The sequence below is a fragment of the Chryseobacterium sp. AC417 genome (assembly GCF_979258215.1).
The window spans coordinates 1-26,770 of the sequence record NZ_OZ409845.1 but is presented as its reverse complement, the minus strand read 5'-3'; the positions used below and the strand labels follow the sequence as shown (position 1 = coordinate 26,770).

The window sequence follows — 26,770 nt, the reverse complement described above, 5'->3', positions numbered from 1 at the left end:
AAGTACGAAATCTATCTATTTACAATGAAATTGATATATAGTTTAATGTTGATCCTTACAGGATTTGCATTTACAAACGCACAAAAAACCCATAGTGTAGCAGGTGTTGTTCAGGATTTCCATGATAAAACCATGCTGCAAAATGCTGTGGTAAAAATTGGAGATTTTACTGCTAAAACAGACAAAAAAGGGAAGTTTTCATTCAATAAAATTCCTGCTGGGAAATATATACTTATTGCTACACATCCTGATTGTAATGATTATACTGAAAATGTAGGAATTACACAGGATATGCATCTCGTCATTACTCTTGAGCACCATATTCAGGATATAGAAACGGTAACCATACATGGAAATCACAAGAAAAACGGTTCTTTAATTATAAAAACTCTTGATAAAACGGAGATAGAAAGAAATTCTACCGATAATCTGGGGAATTTATTATCCAAAATTTCAGGTGTTACCGCGTTAAAAACAGGAAATAACATCTCAAAACCTATTATTCATGGGCTGTACGGAAGTAGAATCGCTATTTTAAATAACGGAGTAAAACTGGCAGAACAAGAATGGGGAGTAGAACATGCACCAAATGTTGATATCAATAATTTTCAACATATCGATGTCATTAAAGGTGCATCAGCATTGAAATATGGAAGTGATGCCATCGGTGGAGTCGTGGTAATGGAACCTGAAATTTTTCCTAAAAAAGATACAATCAAAGGTTCAGTCGGTCTTTCAGGTATTTCCAACGGAAGAGGTCTGGCTTTTGATGCAGATGTTGCTAAAGTCTGGAAAAGCGGATGGGCTGTAAAGTCTGGCGGAAGCATTAAGAAACTGGGCGATCAAAGTGCTCCTGATTACAACCTGAAGAATACAGGAATGGATTTTTCATCTTTTAATTTTACGGTTCAGAATAATTCTTATGAAAAAGGAATTTCATTTGATTATTATTTAACCAACCAAAACATTGGGATTCTGAGAGATTCTCATGTTGCCAATTCAGGTGATTATTACCGTGCAATGAGCGCAAATCCACCGATTTATTCAGGAAAATTCAGTTATGATATCGATAATCCTAGACAGGTTGTTGAGCATCAAATTGCGAAAGTTTCTGCTTTCAAAAGGTTTGAAAATATAGGAAAATTATCAGCAACATACAGCTATCAGTACAATCACAGACAGGAATATGACATCAGAAGAGGAGAGTTGAAAGACATCCCTTCTTTGGATCTCGAATTAATGACCCATCAGTTTAACCTAAATGATTTATTGGAAAGGGAAAAATGGTCTCTGGAAACAGGAATTGATGCAGGTTTTCAAAACAATTATTCAGATCCTGCGACAAAAGCAAGACGTTTGATTCCTAATTATGATAAATATTCTGCGGGAATTTATTCTGTTTTTAAGTATAAAATTTCTCAGGATTTTAATTTTGAAGCAGGAGCGAGATATGATTTTGCCCGTTATGATGTCACCAAATGGTATGATAAAAGTGATTGGAAAGAAAGATATGCAGATGTTTTTCCTCAGTTCTATGTGAAAACTGATCAAAACAGAGTTTTGACACGTCCTCAACTGAATTATAATAATGTTTCATTTAATGCAGGGCTGGAATATCACCCTAGTTCTATGTTTGATCTCAGATTCAATTATGCGAAAGTAGGCAGATCTCCGAATGTTGCAGAATTATTCTCTGACGGATTACATCATTCTGCAGGAATCATTGAAACCGGAGATATGGCATTGAAAAATGAGCAGGGACATCAGTTCAATCTTACAGTAGATTCAAGATTTAATGTGTTGAAAGGACTTAATATTTCCGTAAATCCTTATTTTTTTATGACCAAAAATTTCATTAATGAAGTTCCGGTCGGTATCAAAGGGACAATCAGGGGAGTTTTCCCAGAATGGCAATATCAGCAGATCGATGCCAAAATGTACGGTTTAGACCTGGATATCAATTGGAAACTGACTGAAGATTTTACTTATGTTGGAAAAGGAAGTTATGTTCACGGCCAGGACGAAACCAACAACGAACCGTTGATTTTAATGATGCCTCCAAATTTCTCCAATGCGTTGCAATTCAAGAAAGAAAAATGGAATAATTTTTATTTCACTGTTGAAAATCAAACCTCTTTAAGACAAACCAGATTCCCGATCAGAAATGCTCCACTGGAAATTTATTTGGATGGTGAATTGGTCAATACAGAGATCGATTTCAGCACACCGCCAAACGGATATTCACTTTGGAATATTCAGACAGGTGTAAATATCAGCAAAAATCTTTCTGCAGGTCTTATCGTGAATAATGTCTTCAATATTTCGTACAGAGATTACCTGAATCGTTTAAGATTCTTCGCAGATGAGGCAGGAAGAAACTTTATTTTAAACTTTAGATACAGATTCTAAAAAATTCTAAAAAATTATTTAATTAAATTTTAAAATTATCAAAATGAAAAACGTATTCAATACAAAAAATATTATCAAATTATTAGCGGTTTTATTCATCACAATCAGTGTTGTTTCTTGCCAGAGAGATTCGGCAGATGAAGACGATATTCCACAGGAAGAGCTTACAAATATCCTATTATTAGTAAAAGAAGACGCGCCGGGAGCAATTGCAGTAGAGTATAACTACAGCATAGGAGCAGGAGGAATTCCTACCATTCCTCTTACCAACGGAAAATCTTATATTGTAAACACGAGATTTTATAATGGTAATGATGATGTTACGCAGGAAATCATTGATGCTAAAGACGAGCATTTTATTATTTTTGATTTTCCTAAATCTACTATTAATCTTACGAGAGAAGACGGTGTATTATCAACAGGAGATTTAGGCAAAGTAGGTCTTATAACCAAATGGAATGTGGTGAGTGTAGTTAATTCTTCTGCACCGTTTTTAAAATTAGATTTAATCCACGCTCCGCAAAGTGCAAGTTCTGCGCAAAATGGTACGGCATGGGGAAGTGTAGTAGGCGGTGAAACTGATGCAGAAGCTACGTTTAACCTCAGCAATTAATAAAAAGCTTTTATGGCAGACAAAAACCACTGAAATTTCAGTGGTTTTTTTATTTATAAATATTTGATGACGAAGAATTTATCTTTAATGATTCATTTTAATAAAAAATTCATATTTTTGCAACCTAAAATTTTAATCAATAATGAAGGTTACCGCAAAAAACCATGATGATGTAAGTGCATTGCTTACAGTAACATTGGAGAAATCTGACTACAAAGAAAAAGTAGAAAAGCAATTGATTAATTATGCTAAAAACGCACAGGTTCCTGGTTTCAGAAAAGGAAAAGTGCCTTTGAGTATGGTTAGAAAGCAATATGAAGCAGGGATTGCATTCGAAGAAATCAACAAACAAGTTTCTGATGCTTTGAATAACTATATCAACGAAAACAAACTAAGATTGGTTGGTCAGCCAGTTCCTCAGCCTGTAAATGATTTCAATCACAATGCAGAGAAGTTGGAAGTTGCTTTCGAAGTTGGTTACGAACCAGAATTTACTATAGATTTGGCTAAATACGAAGCTCCTCATTACAAAGTAGAAGCTTCTGATAAAGAAATCAGCAAAAGCATCGAGAATATGCAGAAACGTTTTGCAGAGCAGGTTCCGCAAGACAAAATCGCTAAAGATTCTTACATCAACCTGGAAATTTCTCAGGTAGTGGAAGAAGATGCTGAAGGTGAGCACCACCACCAACCTAAAAATGCTACCATTACTGCTGAAAACAAGGACGTTTTCAAATTGGTAAAAGGGCTGAAAATGGATGAGTCTGTGAAAGTTTCTAAAGAAACTCTTACTTCTGACGAAAACCTGGCTAAAGAACTAGGATTCACTAAAGAAGAAGCTGAGCATTTACACCACGCTGAAGTTGAAGTGAAAGTAAAAGATTTCTACAGCTTAAACTTAGCAGAACTTAATCAGGAATTGTTTGATAAAGTTTACGGTGAAGGAAATATCAAAAGTGAAGAAGAACTTAAAGATAAAGTAAAAACTGAGCTTGATGAATACTTCCAGCAAAATGCAGACGTACACTTTGTGAATAAAGTATTGGAGCAGGTTTCTGAAAAAGAAGAAGTAAAGCTTCCTGAAGAATTCCTGACGAAGTGGTTGGTATTCTCAAACCAGAACATCCAGTCTGAAGAGCAGGCAAAAGGAATTCTTGAAGCAGAGAAAACTCAGTTAAAATACCAGATCATCGAAGGTAAATTGATGTCTGATAATGATATCAAATTAGATTACGCTGATGTTTTGGCTCAGGCAGAGCAGTTGGTAAGAAACCAATTGGCGATCTATGGAATTCATCATTTAGGAGACGAAGAAATTCAGAAATACGCTGTTGAAATGTTGAAAGACCAGGAGCAGGTAAGACAGATCTCTTCTGAAGTTGCTATGGCAAAACTAAAAGATGTAATTCTTGAAAAAGCGACTAAAAAAGAAACTGTAATCTCTCACGACGAGTTTTTAGAAGAATTGAAGAAGTAATTTACTTTTTATATAAATTAAAACCCACCAACTTGGTGGGTTTTGTTGTTGATGATTCTATTTTTCAATGCAAATCTTCATATCCTTATACCAATCAAATTTCCTATATTTACACCATAAATTTAATAGTAATATGAAAAAGATAATCGTTCCGTTTTTCTGCGCTGTACTTTTTTCTACATCAGCAGTAGCGCAAAAAACATCTACGGCTACCGTAAAATCTGCGGCAGCTACATCACAGATCACTCCAAAACAGGTAATTGATAACTATATTACTGCTCTTGGAGGGAAATCAAAACTGGAAGCTGTAAAATCTACCGTTATTGAAAACGTAATCTCAGCACAAGGTATGGAGATCACTTCTACCACAAAGAAAATGGGAAATAAATTCAAATCTGTACAAACGGTAATGGGACAGGAGATGACTCAGGTCTTTGACGGCGAAAAAGGATATATGAACCAGATGGGAGCAAAAACTGAATTTCCGGCAGATAAAATTCCTGAACTGAAAAAAAGTCAGACGATTGATGCACTGTCTTATGATCCTGCAAGTTTTCAAACGGTATCGGTTGAAAAAATAGATGGGAAAGATTACCATGTGTTATCTTCAGATAAAGGAAAATTTTATTTTGATGCTGCTACAGGTTTGCTTTACAAAGCAGGAAGCGGACAGGGAGATGCGGTCATGAAAAGTTATATGACGGTAGACGGAATTAAATTTCCTGAGCTGATAGAAGCTGAAGGTGGTGGACAAAAAGTGACCATCAAAACAACAAAGATCACACTGAATTCTGGAGTGAGCGAAGCTGATTTCAAATAGAATACATCATTTTAATATACCCAAAAGACCGGAAATTTTCCGGTCTTTTTTTATAAAAATAATTTTAACTCAATTTTAACTAAAATCTGGCAAATAAAATTTCTTGTAATTGTGAATAATGTATATTTTTATCCCGAAAATTTAAATATCAATTGTATGAAAAAAATTCTATTGTCATTGGGAGTTGTCTTTATGGCTTCATCTGGTGCATTTGCACAGAATATCCCGATGGATGCATCTGTAAAAACAGGAACTCTTCCAAATGGGATGAAGTACTACATCAAAAAAAATACATTACCCGAAAAAAAGGTAGATTTCCGTTTGGCAATCAATGCAGGATCTATCCTTGAAGACGAAAACCAAAGAGGTCTTGCCCACTTTATGGAGCATATGAACTTCAACGGAACCAAAAATTTCCCGGATAACAAACTGGTAGACTTTCTACAGTCAATTGGCGTGAAATTCGGTCAGCATCTTAATGCATATACAAGCTTTGACGAAACGGTTTATATGCTTCCTGTTCCTTTAGACAAGCCCGGAAATTTTGATGCAGGTCTTAAAGTAATGGAAGACTGGGCTTTTAACGCAACATTGACGGACGAGCAGATTAATAAAGAAAGAGGCGTTGTACTTGAAGAATTAAGACTGGGATTAGGTGCAGACAAAAGAATGTCTGATAAGTATCTTCCTAAGATGTTGCACAAATCTCACTATGCCGACAGATTACCTATTGGTAAAAAGGAGGTTCTGCAAAACTTTAATCCAGATGTGATCAGACAGTTTCACAAAGACTGGTACAGACCAGATTTGATGGCAATTGTAGTGGTGGGAGATATCAATGTAGAAGAAGTAGAAAAGAAAATTAAAGATAATTTCACCAAATATAAAAATCCTTCTAAGCCAAGAGAAAGAAAAACTTTTGATTTACCCAACCACGAGCAAACTCTTGTAGCAATAGAAACCGATCCTGATGCTACCAGTTCTATGGTTCAGTTTATGATGAAAGATACGGAATCTTACTCACCAGACGTTACTGTAGAACAATACAACCAAAGCTTGGTAGAAAATCTGGCCACCACAATGCTGAACAACAGATTGAGAGAATTGGTCAATTCAAACAACCCTCCGTTCACATTCGGGTCTGTATATCACGGCGGTGTTGTGGGCAGAACAAAAGAAGCTTTCCAAGGATATGCGATGGTAAAAGATGGAAACCAGGTGAGTGCTTTGAAGGTTTTACTGGAAGAAACGGAAAGGGCAAAACGATTTGGATTTACTCAAAGCGAATTAGATAGAGCAAAGGCTCAAATGATGTCTAATATGGAAAGATCCTACAACAATCGCGACAAAACGGAAAGCGATATGTTGATAGACGAGTATGTAAGAAATTTCCTGGAGCAGGAACCGATGCCGGGAATCGCCTGGGAATATGAAGATACCAAGAAGTTTTTACCAACAGTTACGTTAGCTCAGACTAATGAGGTGATCAAGAAAATGGTAAAAGAAGACAGCAGAGTAGTGATACTTACCGGTCCGAAGAAGGACAATATTACAATGCCAACTGAAGCGATGGTTCTAAAAACCTTTGATAATGTAAAAATGGCAGATCTAAAACCTTACGAAGAGAAAGCCGCAATCAAAAATTTGGTTAAACCTTTCAAATCTGAAGGTAAAATTGCTACAACAGATACTGATGCCAAGCTGGGTACTACCACCTGGACTTTAGGAAACGGAGCAAAAGTTACTTTCAAAAAAACAGATTTCAAAGATGATGAAATTGTTTTCACGGCAAGAAGTTTAGGTGGAAATTCTTTATTGAATGATTCAGATTATAACAAAACCCAATTTGCTTATCAGGCTTTAGCCGAAGCGGGTGTAAATGGCAATTCTAAAGCAGATCTTACCAATTATTTAGCAGGGAAGCAGGCAAGTGTAAATCCTTTTATCGGTACTTTAACTGAAGGAATCAATGGAAGAACCAACCAAAAAGATCTTGGTTCTGCATTGGAGCTAATTTATGCTTATTTTACAGGATTAAATTATAGTCCGGAAGCATTCAATGCTTACAAAATGAAGCAGTCTGCCATGATGGATAATTTACTTTCTGATCCTCAGTTCTACTTTTCCAGTGAGCATGCTAAATTTACACAACAGAAGAATCCGAGATTTATTGGTTTAATTCCGATGGAAAAAGATTGGGCAGCCACTGATTACAAAAAAGCGTACGATGTATACAAGGATAAATTTGCCAATGCCGGTAATTTCCATTTCTATTTCGTAGGAAACATTGATGAAGCTAAATTTAAAAATGAAGTTTTACAGTATATCGCAAGCTTACCAAGCTCTGGAAAAGCGACCAACTTTAAAGATACAGGATACAGATCGATAACGGGTGATCACACCAAAGTGTATAAGAAAGGTAAAGATCCTAAGAGTATGGTTCAAATCGTTTATTCCGGAGAAACTCCGTATAACGAGAAAGAAGCTATGGCATTATCTGCACTAGGAGAAGTGGCTACAATAAAAGTTATTGAAAAACTGAGAGAAGACGAAAGCGGAATCTACGGTGGCGGAGCAAGAGGGGGAATGGGTAAAGTTCCTTACGGAAACTACAGCTTTAGCATCAGTTTCCCATGTGGACCTGAGAATGCGGATAAACTGACTAAAAGTGCAATCACCGAAATTCAAAAACTGATTGAAAAAGGTCCTGATCAGAAAGATCTTGATAAGTACAAAGAAGGTGAAATGAATGACTACAATACAGACATCAAAGATAATAGCTACTGGATGAATGCTATCGCAAAAAATCAGTTGGATGGAAGTGATAAGTATGAAATCTTAAATTATCAGGATAAAGTAAAAGCACTGACTGTAAAAGATTTGCAGGATGTTGCTAAAAAATATCTTATGAAAAACAGAATAGTTGCGACCTTAATGCCTGAAGACGGTTGGGAAAGCGCACCAAAGAAAACTGAAACTGCAAGCGTAACAGCTTCTGTAGCCAGGTAATCATTCATCTTAATCGATGAATAAAACAACCGCAGAGATTTTCTGCGGTTGTTTGTTTTTAGTAAAGCGATAGATTTCAACTAAGATCCATATTCCTTTTTCCACTCTTCGGCAACTTCGCTTAACGTTGCGTAAAAGTCTTCTCCGTATTTACGTGTTAAAGGCGTCTTTAAGAACTTATATACCGGAACCTGAAGTTCTTTACCTAAAGTACAGGCATCGTTGCAAATAGGCCATTCATGGTAATTCAAAGCAGTGAATGAAGAGTATTCTGTAACCCGTATCGGGTATAGATGACAAGAGATCGGTTTTTGCCAGTCGATAGATCCGTCTTCATAGGCTTTTTCGATCCCGCATTTTGTAATTCCTCTTTCGTCAAATGTAACGTAGGCACATTCGGCATCTTCAATCATCGGGGTGACGTACATTCCGTCCATCGGATCGGTTGTCCATGTTCCCTGTTCTTCCAGAGCTTTTATTCCGTCTTGAGTAAGATAGGGTTTTATTTTATCAAAAATATTGTCTAAAATAACCAATTCGTCCTTATCTAACGGTGCTCCCACATCACCTTCCACACAACAAGCACCTTTGCATTTGGTGAGATTACATACAAATTCTTCAGAGAAAATATCTTCAGAAATTAATTTATCGTCTATTTGAATCATAATTTTTTTTTTTAAAATAAATCGAAATGTGTTCCTGCTTTAAAAGTAATTAAGCTCGCAATAATTACCCATAAACTTAATTCCTGAATCCAGTATTTCGGCAAAAATTTAAGCATTCTGCTGATTATTATGGTTGCAGGAAATGCTAACAGCAGCAGATATTCGTAATTACTATTCATGTATAAAACAATGCTTACGAGCTGGGCAAATGAAAATACAAGCAGAAAAGAATATTTATATCTGCTTACAGGACTCTTCTTATTATAATGCTTAAAATGATCATATATTGCATAGATCAACATCATAAAAATTGGAATTAATGGGATGAGTTCGGTGAAATCTGTCACGAATTTTATTTTTCCGAATGGCAGGTAATCCGAATTCCACTCGTTGAATTTAAAGAAAAACATTAAAGAGAAATAACTGAACGCAATTAATGACATTCCTAAAATAAATCTGAAAATATTGAGTCCTATTCTGTCTGAAGTTACAATCAGGTGAATCAGTACAAATAAAATGGTAGGCCAGATGGTAGGAAGAAATATAAAATTCAGCGCTAGAATTGCACCTACCAAAACATAAGATTTTTTTCTAAGATCTTCATCTGTACTGGTAAGCAGTAGTAAAAGGAAAGCATTGGTCAGCAATGATACGGCAATTCCGATATCCAATGTTCCCGGATACAATCCAAAAACAAAAAATGTGTAGAGAAATAACGGCAGATGCGTTTGGTAATTCAGAGCAATGGCATTAAAACAAAAATATCCCAAAGAGATTCCTAAAAATGTTATCACGGCAATGATCGCCTCATATGTGCTGAAATTCAGGATATTAAATATAATTACTCCAAACAGAAGAAAGCCGATGTAAACAGGAATTGAAAAAATATTGCTTTCTTTTGAAAGTAATCTAAACATTTTTTATAAATTTGTGCAAAGTTAATTTAAAAAAGGAAAATAATGACGTCTTTCTTTCTATTCTTAAGTGATGTTTTCAAATGGTCTTTCGGGTTTTTCTCAACCTTTGGAAACGTACTCAACTGGATTTTATTCATCGTTTGTTGCGTACTATTTACATATTGGTGCTATGTCTTGGTGGTAACACTTGGAGGAGACAAAGACAAAGAATATTATTCCCCAACTGAGGGTAAAAACCCTTATTATGATCCCTCGATCTATAAAAAAGAAGGTTAATTAATTGGTTATATAATAAAAAGACCGGTCATTTTTGATCGGTCTTTTTTATGTTGGTATTTACTCTTAATCGTGTATTGGCAGAACCAAAACAGGGATTTTAGAATTTTTAGTAATTCCTTTGGTTAGACTTCCTACAAAAACATCATAAATTCCGCTTCTTCCGTGTGAGCCCATTACGATGAAGTCTGCATTTTTAGTATCTGCATATTCCAGAATAATATCTTTAGCGATTCCCTGCTTCAAAATATGTTCACAGTCTATATTCTGAGCCAAAATTCTTTGGTTAATTTTATTAAGTAGTACAAGCTCTTCTCTTATTTCGTTTTCTTCCACTTCAGGAAAATACTGATAGCCCATATCTCCAATTGCAAAACCGATGTCTGTGGGTGCAACGTGTATCAAATTGATCTTTCCGTTCACCTTCTTTGCAAATTGTATTGCTCCGTCTACAAGATGATCTGTTTTTTCGCCAAAATCTACTGGCAATACTATGTTTATCATATTTTCATTTTTAAATTGGTCTCCTTAAAGATAGTAAAAATTGTAAAAAAATCTTGTTAATTTTTATAATATTCTGATATCTAAAGCTTTTTCTTCTTCAAGATATGCTTCCAGAATATCGTTCTCAGATACTTTGCCTACACCTTCAGGAGTACCGGTAAAGATGAGGTCACCCACTTTTAAAGTAAAATACTGCGAAACAAAAGCGATGATGTCATCAATCTTAAATATCATGTCTTTTGAATTTCCATGTTGTACTTCTTCCTTGTTTTTAAGCAATGAAAACTGTAGATTTTCAAGATTGTACTGTTCTTTTTTGAAGAAATTTCCGACCACTGCAGAACCGTCAAATCCTTTCGCCAGTTCCCAGGGAAGACCTTTAGATTTTAAGTCGCTCTGCAAATCTCTCGCTGTAAAATCAATTCCTAAGCCAATTTCGTCATAATGCTTATCAGCAACTTCTTTCTGGATGTATTTTCCGCCTTTAGAGATTTTCACCACCACTTCCAGTTCATAATGAACATCATTGGAAAATTCAGGAATATAAAAATCATTTCCTTTTAAAACTGCTGTGTCGGGTTTCATAAAGATAACCGGCTTTTCAGGAATTGCATTTCCCAATTCTTTTGCGTGTTCGCTATAATTTCTTCCTATGCAGATTATTTTCATAATTTTTGTCATTGCGAGCCGAAGGCGAAGCAATCTTTTTATTTAGTTAAACATATTTTTAGGAGCTATTTCCCGCTTTCCGTTGCAATCTTTTTTTTTCAAAAAAGGATTTCCACTACAATCGGGGCTAAACTTTTGTCATTCTTTTCAAGACTAAACATTCTACAATATGTTTGTCATTCCGGAGGAATCTAAGCGTATATTTAAAACATTATTTAGATTCTTTCAGAATGACAAAGAATGCTTTTTTTATTCGTGTGTAAACTCATTCTCACAATAATAACACACAAATTTGTGGCTTGAAATCAAAGAAATTCCAAAAAAACTTGTTGAGCTATCGTCTCTGTAAATATGGTTTGAACCGCATTTTGGGCAGACAAAATCAAATTTTGGGTCAGCAACTGTGTGTTCAACTTCCAAAGAGAATTTATTATTTTCGTGATAATCAGTGAGAATCTTTTCAGCGTTTTGAAAGTCATCTTCAAAAACCTGCAGTTGAATTCCGCCTAAAGCCTGTGATAATAACCAATCTGACTGAATGGTCTGTTCGTTGGCAATAAAGCTCTGAATGTCGTTTTCAGCTAAGATCTGTTTATCTCTGTTGGCTTCGAGAGCTGTTTCGTAAAATTTGAACTTAACTAAATCACTCATATTTTAAAATTTACTTGATAACTGAATTTTTGTAAAAACTTTCTTCGTGTACAGCGGGAAATCAGCATTCTGAAGCCATCCGTAATATCCAAGGTCTTTTTTGAAAACATCTTTCACGCCTTGTCCTTTATATTTTCCGAAATTAAAAACCTCGGTATTTTTATCATTCAGTCCTATAAAACCTGCCAAATCAGCATTTTTATTGTGGAAACTAAACTCGCTTAATGCATTGATTTCTTTCGGAACATCATCATATTTTCCCACCTGAGCATCCAGAACTTCAAAAGTTGCCAAAACATCAGCTTCTGCCGAATGTGCGTTTTCTAAAGTTTTCCCACAATAAAACTGGTAAGCTGCGCCCAAATTTCTCGGTTCCATTTTATGATAGATCGTTTGTGCATCTACCAATTTGAATTTACTTAAGTCAAAATCAAAATCTGCACGAAGCAATTCTTCAGCCAATAAGGGAACATCAAATCTATTAGAATTAAACCCACCCAAATCTGCGCCAGAAATCATTTCTACTACTTTAGATGCAATTTCTTTAAAGGTCGGAGCATCTTTTACATCTTCATCATAAATACCATGAATTTCACTTGAAGATAGAGGAATTGGCATTTCCGGATTAACTTTCCATGTTTTGCTTTCTCTTGAAGAATCAGGATTTACTTTTAGAATGCAAATCTCAACAATTCTGTCTTTCCCGACATTTGTTCCAGTCGTTTCAAGATCAAAGACACAAAGTGGTTTATGTAGTTTTAAGTTCATTTTTTAAAGAGTTATAAGTTATGCATTATGAATATGAGTTGTAAGAATTGTTAACTTATCACTCACACTCATAACTATTTTAGTTGTTTCTGGAATATAAGAGAAATAAAAATGTAATAGAGAATCACTAATGGAATTCCTACAGTTTTAAAAATAATTAAAATAAGAATTGCACCAATTAATAAAGCCAGTTTCGGATAATTATCCTGCAACTTCATCGATTTGAATTTCATCGCAATCATTTTGATGGGTGAGATTAGAAGCCATGAAGAAACTATGGTTAAAATCAATAAATACAAACCACTTTCGAAAAGAAAACCGAAACTTTGAGTTTCTTTAAAAGCATAAAATAATCCAAAAATCAAAATCGTATTTGATGGTGTATTTAATCCTTTAAAATAATATTTCTGGTCTTCATCCAAATTAAAAATCGCCAATCTTAAACAGGAAAAAAGTGTAATAAAAAATCCAAAATATTTTATTTCAAAAGGAAAATTTATTCCTAAAAGTTCGTTTCCGAAAGGTTCAAGCATTTTAAACATTGTCAAACCTGGAATCAATCCGAAACTTACCATATCTGCCAAGGAATCCAGCTGAGTTCCCAAATTGGAATTGGCCTTTAAAGCTCTCGCCACAAATCCGTCAAAAAAATCTAAGATCAAAGATAAAATAATGCAGATGGCAGTCGTCTGATAATCGCCATTAATCAAATGTACAGCTCCGACGCAGCATGAAAATAAATTTCCGAGTGTGATGGCATTTGCCAGATTGTTTTTAATGAAATTCATGAGAGCAAAATTACATTTTTTAAAAATTTTAACCTTAATTAATGTGAACTAAAAATTACAATACTGTGAATTTAACTTAAATTTGCAGACTATAAATTATTTGAATTTTAAAAATAGTAATACCTAAATGAAATTTTTTAAAGAATTTAGAAAACAAGAAGTCCTGATTTTATGTTACAGGATTTTTTTGGCTTTTGTTTTTTATCAGTTTGCCAGATTTCTGTTTTGGTTTTTCAATAAAGATTTAATAAAAATAGACAGTGTTGCAGATTATTTGAGTCTTGCTTTTCACGGGATTGCGTTTGACCTTACTGCGATTCTGTATGTCAACTCACTGTTTATTCTGTTGAGTCTGATTCCTATAATCATTAATACTAAAAAAGTTTATCAGAAAGTTCTTTTCTGGCTGTATTTTATCACGAATGGCATTGCGTATTCGATGAATTTCGGAGATTTTATTTATTATAAATTTTCACAGACAAGATTGACTTCAGCCGCTTTTCAGGTGACAAAACATGAATCGAATATTTTAAAAGTGTTTACAGTATCTACAAAAGAACATCCTTTTGTGATCTTTTGGTTTTTTGCATTGATGGCATTGTGGATTTTTCTTTACAAAAGATTTAAAATTCATGAAAGAAAACCTGCTCAATTAATCCCTTATTTTATTTTATCGGTTTTGACGATATGTCTTTCTGCGGTTTTGATTGTAGGTGGAATTCGGGGTGACTTTAAACACAGTACAAGACCAATTAATCTGGTTGACGCTAATAAATTTGTGAAAACGCCACTTCAGGGAAATGTAGTTTTGAACAGTACATTTTCGTTTTTCAGAACCTTGGGAAGCAACAATTTCAAAGAAGTTCATTTTGTTGATGAGAAATTTATCAACGAAAATATTCAGCCTTATAAAATTTACGACAGACAGGTTGAGGATAAACCGAACGTCGTTATTTTTATTGTAGAATCTTTCGGAAGAGAATATTCAGGAGCATTTAATAAAGATAAAAATATTAAAGATTATGTTTCTTACACCCCTTTTATTGACAGTCTGGCAAATGAAAGTTTAATCTTCCCCAATACTTTTGCCAACGGAAGGCAGTCGATTCATGGGATGAGCAGTATTTTGGCAGGAATTCCGAGCCTCACAGATGCATTTACGAGTTCGCCTTATTCTAATCAGAAAATACAGTCGATTGTTTCGGTTTGTAATGATATGGGGTATGATACGTCGTTTTACCACGGCGCACCGAATGGATCGATGGGATTTTTAGGCTTTGGAAATATTCTTGGGTTTAAACATTATTTCGGGAAAGATGAATACAATCATAACGAAGATTTTGACGGAATCTGGGCTATTTGGGACGAGCCGTTCCTTCAGTATTTTGCTAAAAATACAGGGAAAACAAAACCTTTTATGGCAACTGTTTTTACGGCTTCGTCACACCATCCGTTTAAAATTCCTGAGAAATATAATGGGAAGTTCAAAAAAGGAAATGTAGAAATGCATCAGCCGATGCAGTACACTGACTATTCAATCAAAAAGTATTTTGAAACGGCGAAAAAACAGCCATGGTTCAATAATACGATATTTGTTTTCACAGGAGATCATCCCAATCAGATTTATTACCCGGAATATGAAAAAGCAATGAACCGTTTTGCAGTACCGTTGATTTTTTATTCGCCAAATTCTAAATTCAATTTAAAAGGTACAAATAATGAAGTGGCACAGCAAATTGATATTTACCCCACTTTAGCGGATTTAATTGGTTACAATAAAAAAATCAGAAGCTGGGGAAGAAGTTTGCTGAGTGAGAAAAAATATGCTCCTTTAATTGTTAATTCAGATGGCTCATCTGAGCAGTTTATTATCGGGAATTACATGTACCGTTTTGATGGTAAAGATATTACTGGAATTTACGATAAAAGCGATTTAGGATTTGAAAATAATTTAAACGGTAAATTAAAAACTACCGAAACAGAAAAAGGAAAGCTGATTGCCAAAGCTTGGTATCAGGATTATATGAACCGAATAATGAACAGAAAGCTGAATTAATTTTTATAAGTGTTTAATTTAAAAAAATGGTCTCTCTATTGTTATATATGCTACGGATAATAAAAATTGTTGCATGTTTAAAAATTATTTCTATTTTTAACTATTGAACAAATTAATTATCTATTAATAAATTAAACTTAAAATAAAATGAAAAAATTATTAGCAACAGTTGTACTTTCTTTATTCAGCGTAATGTCATTTGCACAGATTGAAGGAAAGTGGAAAACCATTGATGATGAGACCAAACAGGCAAAATCCATCGTTGAAATCTGGAAAAAATCTGATGGTAAATATTACGGCAAAATTTCTCAATTATTAGCGAAACCAGCAAATCCTAATTGTGTGGCATGTAAAGACGACAGAAAAGGGAAACCATTAGTAGGGCTTGAAATTATCAGAGGGCTGTCAAAAGACGGTGATGAGTTCACCGGAGGTACTATTACCGATCCTAAAACAGGCAAAACTTACAAATGTACCATTACAAAAGCTGGTGATAAACTGAACGTAAGAGGATATATGGGAGTTTCAATTTTAGGAAGAACACAAGTTTGGCAGAAAGTCAACTAATCAGTTTAAAATAATATTAAATATAGGGCAACTCAGCAATGAGTTGTCTTTTTTGTTATGTAAATAATAAATAATTACTATTTTTGTACTCTAAATTTTTCAAATAAATATGGCAGAATATACTTTTCGTGAAGTGATTGCGCAGGCAATGAGTGAGGAAATGCGTAAAGACGAATCCATTTTTCTAATGGGAGAAGAAGTTGCAGATTACAATGGTGCATACAAAGCTTCTAAAGGAATGCTGGATGAGTTTGGTGCTAAACGTGTAATCGATACACCTATTGCAGAGCTTGGTTTTACCGGTATCGCCGTAGGTGCTGCAATGAATGGTAACAGACCGATTGTAGAATATATGACGTTCAACTTTGCACTTGTTGGGATCGATCAGATTATCAACAACGCCGCAAAAATTCGTCAGATGAGTGGTGGTCAGTGGAACTGCCCGATTGTTTTCCGTGGTCCTACAGCTTCTGCAGGTCAGTTGGGTGCAACGCACTCTCAGGCTTTCGAAAACTGGTTTGCAAACGTTCCGGGTCTTAAAGTAGTAGTACCTTCAAACCCATATGACGCAAAAGGATTATTAAAAACTGCAATTCAGGATAACGATCCGGTGATTTTCATGGAATCTGAACAGATGTACGGAGACAAAATGGAAATTCCTGAGGAAGAATATTACTTGCCAATAGGAAAAGCAGAGATAAAAAAAGAAGGTACTGATGTTACTTTGGTTTCTTTCGGAAAAATCATGAAATTAGCGATTCAGGCAGCTGAAGATATGGCTAAAGAAGGTATTTCTGTTGAAGTGATTGATTTAAGAACTGTTCGTCCTTTAGATTTTGATACTGTTTTAGCTTCGGTAAAGAAAACCAACAGATTGGTTATTTTAGAAGAAGCATGGCCTTTTGGTTCTGTATCTTCAGAAATAACTTATATGGTACAGCAAAAAGCATTTGATTATTTAGATGCTCCAATTAAAAGAATTACAACTCCGGATGCTCCTGCACCTTACTCAGCAGCATTATTTGCAGATTGGTTCCCGAAACTTGAAAAAGTAAAAGAAGAAATCAAAAAAGCAATGTACATTAAGTCATAGAAAAAAACTTCCGAAAGGAAGTTTTTTCATTTATACAATGCATCACTATTTGAGTTGAGGATCATAAATTTAGTATACATTTGCGCTTTCAAAAATTAATTAGCTGACATGGCAAACGTTACAGAAGGAGGTCATCACTTAGATCTTAAAAAACTTTCATTTGTGGGAGTTCTTGTTTCACTCGGAATTGTTTTCGGTGATATTGGTACCTCACCGCTTTATGTAATGAAAGCGATTGTGAATGCGCGAGAAGAAGGTGCTACAATGCCTTTTGATCAGTATATAGAAGGTGCACTATCATGTATCATTTGGACTTTAACGTTACAGACAACCCTGAAGTATGTAATTATTGCACTTCGGGCAGATAATAAGGGTGAAGGTGGTATTCTGGCTCTTTATTCTTTAGTAAAAAAGCTCAAGAAAAAATGGCTTTACGTTGTTGCAATTATTGGTGCTTCAACTTTGGTTGCAGATAGCGTTATCACGCCATCATTAACGGTAATGTCAGCCATTGAAGGACTTAAAATCTACAATCCTGAAACCCCGGTTGTAGTTATCACTATCTTTATTTTATTTATCGTATTCGTTGTTCAGCAATTCGGTACGGCTTCAATTGGTAAGCTCTTCGGGCCGATCATGGTGACATGGTTTCTCGCATTAGGAGCTTTTGGATCGATTCATATTGTTGATAATTTTGAAATTTTAAAAGCATTCAATCCTATTTACGCTTATAATTTGATTACTCACTCACCGAGCGCAATCGTTATCATGGGAGCTGTTTTTCTTTGTACAACGGGAGCGGAAGCATTGTATTCAGATTTAGGTCATTGTGGTGCAAAAAACATCAGAGTAAGCTGGATTTTTGTTAAATTAATGCTGATTCTAAATTATTTAGGTCAGGGAGCTTGGCTTTTAACGAATTATAAACAAGTATTTACAGGAGTTAATCCTTTCTTCGGAATCATGCCGGAGTGGGCAGTTTTACCGGGTGTGATTTTAGCAACTTTGGCAGCGATTATTGCAAGCCAGGCGGTAATTACGGGTTCGTTTACCATGTTTTCTGAGGCAATGTCCATTTCATTCTGGCCAAACCAGCACATCGAATATCCTTCAGGGATTAAAGGTCAGATGTATATCCCAAGAATCAACTGGGGATTGATGGCGTTATGTTTCGGTGTCGTTATTTTCTTTAAAGAATCCGGCAAAATGGAAGCTGCATATGGTTTAACGATTACCATTACGATGCTGATGACCACTATTTTGTTGATTTATTGGTTGAGCCGAAGTCGTGTCAACAGATTTTTCATCATAGGTTTTGGATTAATTTATATTTTCTTAGAATCTGGGTTTTTCTACGCAAACGTCATCAAGTTTATGGATGGTGGATGGCTGACTATGGTATTGGGAGGATTCATCGCAATCTGTATGTACTCATGGTATAATGGAAGAATGATCAAAGCCAACTTTATCAATTTCGTTAAAATCGATAAATATGTTGCAATTATCAAAGACATGAAGCTGGATGAAACGATTCCTAAATACTGTACGAATCTCGCCTATCTGAGCCGTGCAAAAAGAAATGATGAAATTGAGGCTAAAATAATTTATTCTATCATCAAAAAACAACCAAAAAGAGCAGATCATTATTTTATATTAAGCATCATCAACCAGGAAGATCCTTATACGTTCAAATACAGTGTAGATGAAATTTTACCGGGAACAATCTATAAAGTCAACTTTCTTTTAGGATTCAAGGTTGACAGAAGAATCAATGATTATTTTAATATGGTGTTGAAAGATATGATGGCAGAAGGCACAATACCTTCACGAAGCAGTCACCCATCTTTAAGGGCACACAATATTCCGCCGGATCTGAAATATGTGATTATTGATAACACCTATATCAATGATATTCTTTTAACGGTGAAACAGAAAATTACACTCAGTTTATATAATTTTGTGAAGTACATTGGTAGTGATGATTTTAAGGCTTGGGGAGTTACCATGCACAATGTAGAAGTGGAATCTGCTCCTTTAACGGAAGAAACGATCTCTGCAAACAGAATAGAACAGTCTAATTATCTGCGTCATAATTTGTAAGAACATCAATGTCATGATTTCTGAAGCGATAATTATATTTAAATAAAAATCGATAAATTTGTAGTATAAATTTTTTAATGGATACTTTACAAAAAGAAAAAAATATAACCTTAATAAAAGATGTTTTAAGAAATTACCTTTTAGAAAAGGGATTTCGAAACACACCGGAACGATACACCATTTTAGAGGAAATCTATAATATGGATCACCATTTCAATGTAGATGATCTATATCTCTTAATGATGCAAAAGAAATATCATGTTTCTAAAGCAACGATCTATAATACGATTGAGATATTTCTGGATGCAGGATTGATCCGTAAGCATCAGTTCGGTGAGAAAACATTAACATCTTCTTCTTACGAAAAATCATACTTCGATAAGCAGCATGATCATTTGGTGATTTACAAAAAAGGTTCAGACAAAGAGATTGAAGAGATTATTGAATTTTGCGATCCTAGAATTCAGGGGATTAAAGAAGCAATTGAAGAAGCTTTTGGTGTGAAAATCGATTCTCATTCGCTGTATTTTTATGGCAAAAAGAATGACTGATCAATGAGAATATTTTTTTTCATATTCCTTTTATTTACGACGGTCACTTTTGCACAAAATCAGCCTAAGCTTGTGCAGAGAGATCCTTTTTTGCAGAATCCTGTAAAAAATCAGCCACAAAAATCAAACCCCGAAAACAAGGTTCGTATCAAAAATGCCAATGAGATCAAGAAGGATACAAAATATGATGGCAACCAATATCTTGTGGGTAATGTAATTATTGAGCATCAAGGCTCAGTCTTATACGCGGACGAAGTGGTTTTATATGAAGCTGAAAACTTCGTTAAAGCAATTGGCAATACCAAACTTCAGAATCCGGACGGCTCGATAATCACCGCTTCTGAAATGGAGTATGACGGGAATACTCAAAAAGGGGTTGCCAGAAAAAATGTGATTTTAAATGATCCTAAAGGAACAGTCATAAAGACCGAAACGATGTACTACGACAGAGGTTCGAATCTGGCGTACTACAATACTGGAGGAACCATAAATGATGGCAAAAGCACTACCTATTCAAAATCTGCAACCTACAATCTCGCACTGAGAACCATTAACTTATCAGATAATGTGAGAATTGAAGACAAAGATTATATTTTAGATGGAATTAATGTCGTTCAGAATCAAAATACCAATGTTGTTGACATCAACGGTCCCACGACGATTACCAATCGAAAAAATCCTAAAAATAGAATTTTTACCGAAAAAGGAACCCATAATCTCAATACGAAAGAATCTTTCCTGAATAAGAACTCAAGGATATATTACAATGATAAAATTCTTACGGGCGATGCGATGTATTACAATCAGCTCAGTGGCTTCGGGACGGCTACAGGAAATGTCACGCTCGATGATCCTTTAGAAAAAAGATACCTGAAAGGAGGTTATGGTGAAATTTTTGAAAAGAAAGATTCTGCCATGATGACCAAAAGTCCTTACGCTGTAAAAATTCTGGAAACAGATTCGCTATATTTTGCATCAGAGAAAATACTTTCTTACCAAAAATTAGATTCTGCCAACGTTAAGAAAAGTTATTTACGGGCATTTAAAAAAGCAAGAATTTATAAATCTAATGCACAGGGAAGAGCAGATTCTATCGCATTTAACGAAACCGACGGCATCATGCACATGTACACCAACCCCATTTTATGGAGTGGAGAAAAACAGGTGACCGGTGATAAAGTGGAAGCATATTTCAATACCCAGACAGAAAACATAGACTCTCTCAAAGTGATCGGAAACGGTTATGCAATTAGTAAAGTAGATTCTCTTAACATGAAAGATGAGTTTAACCAGGTGAAAGGCAAATTGATGGTTGTTTATTACGAAGGTAAAGACATTAAAGATGTAAAGGTAATCGGAAATGCCCAATCCATCACTTATGCAGATGATGTTAACGAAAAAACCAAAGAAAAAGAAAGGGTAGGAATCACGCTTTCATCCTGCGGAATCATCAATGCCAATTTCGAAGAGCAGGCTTTACAGATTGTATCGTGCAGCATTGGTGCATTATCATCTACCTATCCGATGAGTAAAATAGGGCCCGATCGAAAGAAATTTCAGGATTTCAATTGGAATACTAAAGACAGGATCAGAAAATGGCAAGATATTCTCGTCGACTCTCCAAATTACGAAGAAATAAAATACGAGTCTGGTGATGCACTCTTCAATCAGGCTCAGGAAATTATCGATAAACAAAAAGCTGCAGAAGAAGCCAAAAAGCCGAAAAGAGTAAGGAAATAATTTAAAATATAAAGACCAGTTTTTAAAGCTGGTCTTTTTTCTTGTCCATTAGTTTTACAATTCAACTTATCTTTTTTAGCTTTGCCTAAATTTTTCATCCATACAAATGCAACAGGACTTTTTTAAATATCAGGCAAAAACCACGCAGTTTGCGGCAGGTTTTGAAGTAGAAAAAGCAGAAGGAAGCTATATTTTTGGCAAAGACGGCAGAAAATATCTTGATTTTGTTGCGGGAGTTTCTGCCAATACTTTAGGTCATTCTCATCCCAAAATTGTTAATGCGATCAAACAACAGGCAGATAAATATCTTCACGTCATGGTATATGGCGAGTATGCTCAGGAAAAACCTGTAGAATTGTGCAAATTGTTGGCTGAAGCAACGCCCGAACCATTGGAAGTTACTTATTTGGTGAACAGTGGGGCAGAAGCTATCGACGGAAGTTTAAAACTGGCCAAAAGATATACCGGCAGAGAAGAAATTGTTTCTTTCAAAAACTCTTATCACGGAAATACGCATGGAGCGTTAAGCGTTTCCGGAAATGAATTTCATAAAAGAGAATTTCGTCCGTTGTTGCCAATGGTTTCTTTTATTGAATTTAATAATGAAAATGATCTTGATAAAATCACACAAAAAACTGCTTGTGTAATTCTTGAGACCATTCAGGGAGCAGCAGGATTTTTAGTTCCTGATGATAATTATTTAATCAAACTAAAAAAGAGATGCGAAGAAGTAGGAGCACTTTTGATTTTAGATGAAATTCAGCCGGGCTTCGGAAGAACAGGAAAATTGTTTGCGTTTGAACATTTCGGAATTGTGCCTGATATTATGGTGATGGGAAAAGGAATGGGGGGTGGAGTTCCGGTAGGAGCTTTTATGAGTTCGAAAAAAATTATGGAAACTTTGTCTCATTCGCCAAAATTAGGTCATATCACGACTTTCGGAGGAAATCCTTTGATTGCGGCAGCTTCTCATGCAACTTTAAAGGAAGTTTTAGAAAGCGGATTGATGAATGAAATTGCTGAAAAAGAAGAGTTGTTCAGAAAACTGCTGATACACCCAAAAATTAAAAATATAAACGGAAAAGGTTTGATGCTTGCTGTCAACCTCGGAACACCGGAATTTACTTTAGATGTAGCCAAAAGATGCATGGAAAAAGGATTAATCGTTTTCTGGCAACTGTATAGAAATGAATATCTGAGAATTTCTCCTCCGTTGACAATTTCTAAAGACGAAATTGCTGAAGGATGTCAGATCATTCTTGACGTCTTAAATGAAAACTGAAAATCACTTTATGATATATAGCAAAACCTCTTCAAGAAAGAGGTTTTTTAATGATCAGTACAAATTTTGAAACAAAAATTGAGATCAAATGAAATAAATTTATTTTTGTGATAAATATCATTGATATTGCTTAAAAATCTATTTAGTTTTTTGTGTAATAAAAAAATTAATTTATATATTGCGTGACGTTAAAAATAAGTTATATGGCGAAACATAAAGTCCATTACGAATTCCCAATGCATTGTCTCTCAGAGATTTTGTACGAATATTTGGCTAGTGCTGAGGGATTATCCGAGTGGTTTGCAGATGATGTAATAGAGAAAGGTGACGATTTCTATTTTAGTTGGGGTGGAGGTTCTGAAGAAAAAGCAACTTTGATCAGATACAAGCCTGAAAGTTTCGTGCGTTTCAGATGGGAAGAAGATGAAGGTACTAAAAACTTCTTTGAAATGACGATTACGATTGATGATATTACAGAAGATTTGGCTTTAAATATTACAGATTTTTGTGAAGAAGGTGACGAAGAAGAAAATGCTTTGTACTGGGAAAATCTGATTGAAAACCTTAGAATAAAATTAGGTGCAGCTTAATTCTTAAGCGGTACTGACTTAATGGTAAAACTGATGGACGATTTATCGTTCATTATTTTTTTATAAATAATCATATTTTGGATAATACATATTTTACTTCAGAAGAGCTTGAATTGAAAAACAGAGCATTTCTTTTGGGAGATGCGGTCAAAGTTTCATTTTTTGTAAGAAATTCTCAACTCATTATGGATGAAGAATGCTACTTCTTCCTGATGGCTTCCATGCGGAAAATGCGAATGAATATTCCCTTAACGTATACCCTGGAGTTTTTTCAGAATCTTTTTCATGAAAAAGTTATTCTGCAAAAAGAAGTGAAAAACGGAATTATTGATTTTTTGGTTTACAGAAATTATGATGATATCACACTCTCAAAGTCATCCATTGCCTATTTCTTTGAGGTTAAAGAATTGGATGATGTTTTAAATTTACATCAGCGTCCTTTAGAATTAGATTTAATCAAGGAAATTAACGTCAATAATAATCTTTTGAGCAATATCAGAGTACATTGTCCGGAAAATATTTATGCTGCAATTTACGCACAGGAAAATGATCTTGATGATGTGATACTATTAAATCCAAACAAGAGAATTGCACGTTCTGTTTCAGGAAATCTTTTGTTTTTAGAAGGGAATATCATTAAAGTTCCGAAACATTCTGAAGGTGCTTACATTTCGCCATTGTTGGAAAATTTTGTTACATTTTTGCACAAAAATAATTTAGCAGATATTCAGGAGCATGAGATTATTGCTTTTGAATCTCAAAAGGCTGAAGAAATTCTGATGATTTCAGACGAAAAAGGAATTTTCTCAGTAGGAAAAATTAGAAATAAAACATTTGAAAACTTGCGCTTTTTAGAATTAGTAAAAGGCTGGAAGAATAGTTTTTCAAATTAAATTGACAAACCCGGTAAACAACTGTTACGTCCTTTACCGGGTTTTATTCTGATACAATCAGAAAAGAGTATTTTTTTCTTATTTTTTCGTAAATAATTTCGATGAATTTTTGGGCAACTTCTTTCTGTCCGTTTTCACTGCTCAGATATTCCCGATCTTTTGTATTATTGATAAACCCCAATTCTACCACTACTGACGGAGCTTTTGATTCTCTCAAAATATGAAGATTCATTTCTTTACTATCGCATACTCCCAATTTTTTTGAAATTTTTTCAGCCAAAGCTTTAGAAGCATCAGAATTTTGAGTGAAGATCTCATGTCCCATTCTCTCTGACTCTTTTGCAGGACTTCTGTTGACGTGAAGTGAGATAACCATTTCAGGATTCAGTTTGTTGATTATGTCTGTTCTTTCACGTAAGGTAGGGGAAGAATCAGAATCTCGTGTAAGAACGATTTCATAATTATCCTGAGACTTGTTCAGTTCTTTGATTTTTGAAGCAATTCCTAAGACGATTTGCTTTTCAGAAACGCCTTTATAAGTGGCACCCATATCATTTCCGCCATGTCCGGCATCAATAACAATTATTTTTTTATGGCTAGGCGAGAAAGAGAGTATTGCTGAAGATGCAATTAATAAAAATAACAGTTTAATTGCTTTCATAGTTCATTTGTTTAATTCATCTAAGAACGTGAAAAGTATTCTAAAATTATGTTGTGAATACTAAATATTTGTTAAAATTAAATCGCTTCATTGTGAAACATAAACTAATTCAGCGATATATCATCGGGAGTATTTGCCCAAAGCAGAAATTCCCCGCCAAGATTTTGCATGATAGACTTCCATAGTGACTGATCGTTGGGAAGTGTGTAATCGAGATTATAGACATCTACTACGGTCCATAATTTGTTTTTTATTTCGTTATCTAGCTGCATACCGCCCCAACCGGAATAGCCTGAGAATATTTTCACATCGTTGATTGATAATTCATTGCTGATCACTGAACTGATCACTTTTTCTATGTCTTCTGTAACATAAAATTCTTCATTAATCTCAATAGTAACATCAGATACTTTCTTACCTTTTATAATGAAAAAAACTTTGTCATTTTCTACCGGTCCACCATCGTAAACTTCAATTTTAAAATCGAAAAAGTTTTTGAATCTGTTACTCATTTTTGAATTTTTCTTATTCAAAATCAATCCAAAAGCTGAATTTTCATCATGTTCTATGATAAGCACCACCGATTCTGGAAAAAATATCTCCGGAAATATCAGGTGTGGAAATTAATATTTTACCTTTGTATGAGTAATTCATACTCAAATTTAATAAAAATTATTTATGGAAAACCTTCACGATAAGAGAAAAATCTATGAAAAATCTCAACTTATTGAAAGTGAGATTAAAGAGAATCCTATTGAGCAGTTCAGAGATTGGTTTTTGGAAGCTTCTGTAAATCCAGCTGTTTCTGAAGCCAATGCGATGGCAGTTTCTACCTTAGAAGATGACGGTTGCCCCAGAACAAGAATGGTTTTGCTTAAAGAATATACATACGAAGGTTTTATCTTTTATACCAATTATGACAGCCGGAAGGGCAAAGCAATTGAAAAAACACACAAAGCCTGTTTGCATTTTTTCTTGGCCGGCTTTGGAAAGACAAATCATCATTAAAGCTGATTTGGGGAAAATTGCAGAAAACTTAAGCGACGGCTATTTTCATTCCCGACCAAAAGGAAGCCAATTGGGAGCAGCGGTTTCTCCACAAAGTGAAGTGATCCCAAATAGAGAATTTTTAGAAGTTAAATTAAAAGAACTGGAAACAAAGTTTGAAAATTCTGAAGTTCCAAGACCTGATAACTGGGGCGGTTATATTGCAAAACCTTATGAAATAGAATTTTGGCAGGGAAGACCTAATAGATTGCATGACAGAATTATTTATTCATTAAAGGATTTGGATTTGGGAAGTTTCCCGACTTGCTCCATAATTTTTCTTTAGTGAAAGTTCGAATTTCTGAGAAACAAAAGATGAATAATTTAAAATCTCAATACGAGTAGAATAGATTGGACTATTTATAAAATCCTAAAATACATTCATAGTATTTGTACAAACAAAAAAAAACCTCATCAAAAGATGAGGTTGTATTTTTTATAATCGGGTGATTATTTTTTCTTAACTCCAGATACGGCAGTTGCCAAATCAGCACCAGCTTTGAATTTTGCTACTGTTTTAGCAGCAATCTTGATTGGTTTTTTAGTTGCAGGGTTGATACCTTGTCTCGCAGCTCTTTCAGATACTGGAAAAAGTACCGAAACCTACCAGAGAAACTTGGTACT

The 26,770-nt window shown here is 34.7% G+C and carries 25 protein-coding genes and 2 pseudogenes; 17 read left to right on the top strand and 10 right to left on the bottom strand.

Annotation, left to right across the window (positions count from 1 at the left end; genetic code table 11):
* Positions 1-24 precede the first annotated feature (24 nt).
* The 5 genes from ACZZ9T_RS00135 to ACZZ9T_RS00115 all read left to right on the top strand — a co-directional run bounded on the left by ACZZ9T_RS00135 (position 25) and on the right by ACZZ9T_RS00115 (position 8,328).
* On the top strand, positions 25-2,409 hold the full coding sequence (locus ACZZ9T_RS00135) for a TonB-dependent receptor (RefSeq protein ID WP_463440423.1): 2,385 nt from the start codon (positions 25-27) through the stop codon (positions 2,407-2,409).
* A 43-nt stretch (positions 2,410-2,452) separates the two neighbouring features.
* Positions 2,453-3,022 carry a hypothetical protein gene (locus ACZZ9T_RS00130; protein ID WP_463440422.1) on the top strand — a complete coding sequence of 190 codons (570 nt, stop codon included), beginning with the start codon at positions 2,453-2,455 and terminating at the stop codon, positions 3,020-3,022.
* Positions 3,023-3,164: 142 nt separating this feature from the next.
* The gene (locus ACZZ9T_RS00125; protein ID WP_463440421.1) at positions 3,165-4,499 is read left to right on the top strand and encodes a trigger factor; all 1,335 of its coding nucleotides are present in this window, start codon (positions 3,165-3,167) and stop codon (positions 4,497-4,499) included.
* A gap of 133 nt (positions 4,500-4,632) precedes the next feature.
* On the top strand, positions 4,633-5,319 hold the full coding sequence (locus tag ACZZ9T_RS00120) for a LolA family protein (RefSeq protein ID WP_463429427.1): 687 nt from the start codon (positions 4,633-4,635) through the stop codon (positions 5,317-5,319).
* Positions 5,320-5,475: 156 nt separating this feature from the next.
* Positions 5,476-8,328: a M16 family metallopeptidase gene (locus ACZZ9T_RS00115; protein ID WP_463440420.1), complete on the top strand. Its 2,853-nt coding sequence runs from the start codon at positions 5,476-5,478 to the stop codon at positions 8,326-8,328.
* Between the two features lie 80 nt (positions 8,329-8,408).
* Here ACZZ9T_RS00115 and ACZZ9T_RS00110 read toward each other — a convergent pair whose 3' ends face one another.
* On the bottom strand, positions 8,409-8,993 hold the full coding sequence (locus tag ACZZ9T_RS00110; protein ID WP_463440419.1) for a DUF3109 family protein: 585 nt from the start codon (positions 8,991-8,993) through the stop codon (positions 8,409-8,411).
* 11 nt (positions 8,994-9,004) lie between these two features.
* Entirely contained in the window at positions 9,005-9,910 is a 906-nt protein-coding gene (locus tag ACZZ9T_RS00105) for a DUF6427 family protein (RefSeq protein ID WP_463429424.1), read from the bottom strand.
* 42 nt (positions 9,911-9,952) lie between these two features.
* On the opposite strand from ACZZ9T_RS00105, the gene ACZZ9T_RS00100 reads away from it, so the two are divergent.
* The gene (locus ACZZ9T_RS00100; protein ID WP_463440418.1) at positions 9,953-10,186 is read left to right on the top strand and encodes a DUF6341 family protein; all 234 of its coding nucleotides are present in this window, start codon (positions 9,953-9,955) and stop codon (positions 10,184-10,186) included.
* Positions 10,187-10,252: 66 nt separating this feature from the next.
* Here ACZZ9T_RS00100 and ACZZ9T_RS00095 read toward each other — a convergent pair whose 3' ends face one another.
* From ACZZ9T_RS00095 to ACZZ9T_RS00075, 5 genes are all read right to left on the bottom strand, one after another.
* Positions 10,253-10,690, bottom strand: coding sequence for a universal stress protein (locus ACZZ9T_RS00095; RefSeq protein WP_463440417.1), 438 nt, complete (start codon positions 10,688-10,690; stop codon positions 10,253-10,255).
* Positions 10,691-10,753: 63 nt separating this feature from the next.
* Positions 10,754-11,359 (bottom strand): fumarylacetoacetate hydrolase family protein, encoded by a 606-nt coding sequence (locus ACZZ9T_RS00090; RefSeq protein WP_463429421.1) that lies wholly within the window; start codon positions 11,357-11,359, stop codon positions 10,754-10,756.
* 249 nt (positions 11,360-11,608) lie between these two features.
* Positions 11,609-12,010 carry a putative signal transducing protein gene (locus ACZZ9T_RS00085; protein WP_463429420.1) on the bottom strand — a complete coding sequence of 134 codons (402 nt, stop codon included), beginning with the start codon at positions 12,008-12,010 and terminating at the stop codon, positions 11,609-11,611.
* Between the two features lie 3 nt (positions 12,011-12,013).
* Positions 12,014-12,778, bottom strand: coding sequence for an exonuclease domain-containing protein (locus ACZZ9T_RS00080; protein WP_463440416.1), 765 nt, complete (start codon positions 12,776-12,778; stop codon positions 12,014-12,016).
* A gap of 74 nt (positions 12,779-12,852) precedes the next feature.
* The gene (locus ACZZ9T_RS00075; protein WP_463440415.1) at positions 12,853-13,566 is read right to left on the bottom strand and encodes a CDP-alcohol phosphatidyltransferase family protein; all 714 of its coding nucleotides are present in this window, start codon (positions 13,564-13,566) and stop codon (positions 12,853-12,855) included.
* Positions 13,567-13,693: 127 nt separating this feature from the next.
* Between ACZZ9T_RS00075 and ACZZ9T_RS00070 the strand changes: the two genes are divergently transcribed.
* From ACZZ9T_RS00070 to ACZZ9T_RS00030, 9 genes are all read left to right on the top strand, one after another.
* Positions 13,694-15,622, top strand: a complete 1,929-nt coding sequence (locus ACZZ9T_RS00070) for an LTA synthase family protein (protein WP_463440414.1) — start codon at positions 13,694-13,696, stop codon at positions 15,620-15,622.
* 147 nt (positions 15,623-15,769) lie between these two features.
* Positions 15,770-16,189 carry a DUF2147 domain-containing protein gene (locus tag ACZZ9T_RS00065; RefSeq protein ID WP_463429416.1) on the top strand — a complete coding sequence of 140 codons (420 nt, stop codon included), beginning with the start codon at positions 15,770-15,772 and terminating at the stop codon, positions 16,187-16,189.
* A gap of 109 nt (positions 16,190-16,298) precedes the next feature.
* Complete coding sequence (locus ACZZ9T_RS00060) at positions 16,299-17,282, top strand: pyruvate dehydrogenase complex E1 component subunit beta (protein ID WP_463429415.1); 984 nt, start codon at positions 16,299-16,301, stop codon at positions 17,280-17,282.
* 108 nt (positions 17,283-17,390) lie between these two features.
* Entirely contained in the window at positions 17,391-19,382 is a 1,992-nt protein-coding gene (locus ACZZ9T_RS00055; protein WP_463440413.1) for a KUP/HAK/KT family potassium transporter, read from the top strand.
* A 77-nt stretch (positions 19,383-19,459) separates the two neighbouring features.
* A complete protein-coding gene (locus ACZZ9T_RS00050) occupies positions 19,460-19,933 on the top strand; it encodes a transcriptional repressor (RefSeq protein WP_314494890.1) in 474 nt (157 codons plus the stop codon).
* 3 nt (positions 19,934-19,936) lie between these two features.
* The gene (locus tag ACZZ9T_RS00045; RefSeq protein ID WP_463440412.1) at positions 19,937-21,673 is read left to right on the top strand and encodes an OstA-like protein; all 1,737 of its coding nucleotides are present in this window, start codon (positions 19,937-19,939) and stop codon (positions 21,671-21,673) included.
* 106 nt (positions 21,674-21,779) lie between these two features.
* Entirely contained in the window at positions 21,780-22,955 is a 1,176-nt protein-coding gene (locus ACZZ9T_RS00040) for an aspartate aminotransferase family protein (protein WP_463440411.1), read from the top strand.
* A gap of 203 nt (positions 22,956-23,158) precedes the next feature.
* On the top strand, positions 23,159-23,545 hold the full coding sequence (locus ACZZ9T_RS00035; RefSeq protein ID WP_300355011.1) for an START-like domain-containing protein: 387 nt from the start codon (positions 23,159-23,161) through the stop codon (positions 23,543-23,545).
* A 77-nt stretch (positions 23,546-23,622) separates the two neighbouring features.
* Positions 23,623-24,438 (top strand): aminotransferase class IV, encoded by an 816-nt coding sequence (locus ACZZ9T_RS00030; protein WP_463440410.1) that lies wholly within the window; start codon positions 23,623-23,625, stop codon positions 24,436-24,438.
* 43 nt (positions 24,439-24,481) lie between these two features.
* Here ACZZ9T_RS00030 and ACZZ9T_RS00025 read toward each other — a convergent pair whose 3' ends face one another.
* The gene (locus tag ACZZ9T_RS00025) at positions 24,482-25,099 is read right to left on the bottom strand and encodes an N-acetylmuramoyl-L-alanine amidase family protein (protein ID WP_463440409.1); all 618 of its coding nucleotides are present in this window, start codon (positions 25,097-25,099) and stop codon (positions 24,482-24,484) included.
* A 104-nt stretch (positions 25,100-25,203) separates the two neighbouring features.
* A pseudogene (locus ACZZ9T_RS00020) lies at positions 25,204-25,753 on the bottom strand (YqgE/AlgH family protein).
* 24 nt (positions 25,754-25,777) lie between these two features.
* Between ACZZ9T_RS00020 and ACZZ9T_RS00015 the strand changes: the two are divergent.
* Entirely contained in the window at positions 25,778-26,107 is a 330-nt protein-coding gene (locus ACZZ9T_RS00015; protein ID WP_463440408.1) for a pyridoxamine 5'-phosphate oxidase family protein, read from the top strand.
* Positions 26,007-26,432: a pyridoxal 5'-phosphate synthase gene (locus ACZZ9T_RS00010; RefSeq protein WP_463442966.1), complete on the top strand. Its 426-nt coding sequence runs from the start codon at positions 26,007-26,009 to the stop codon at positions 26,430-26,432. The genes ACZZ9T_RS00015 and ACZZ9T_RS00010 overlap by 101 nt, the downstream gene beginning before the upstream one ends.
* A 164-nt stretch (positions 26,433-26,596) precedes the next feature.
* On the opposite strand, the pseudogene ACZZ9T_RS00005 reads toward ACZZ9T_RS00010, so the two are convergent.
* Positions 26,597-26,770: pseudogene (locus tag ACZZ9T_RS00005) on the bottom strand (HU family DNA-binding protein); the annotation flags it as partial.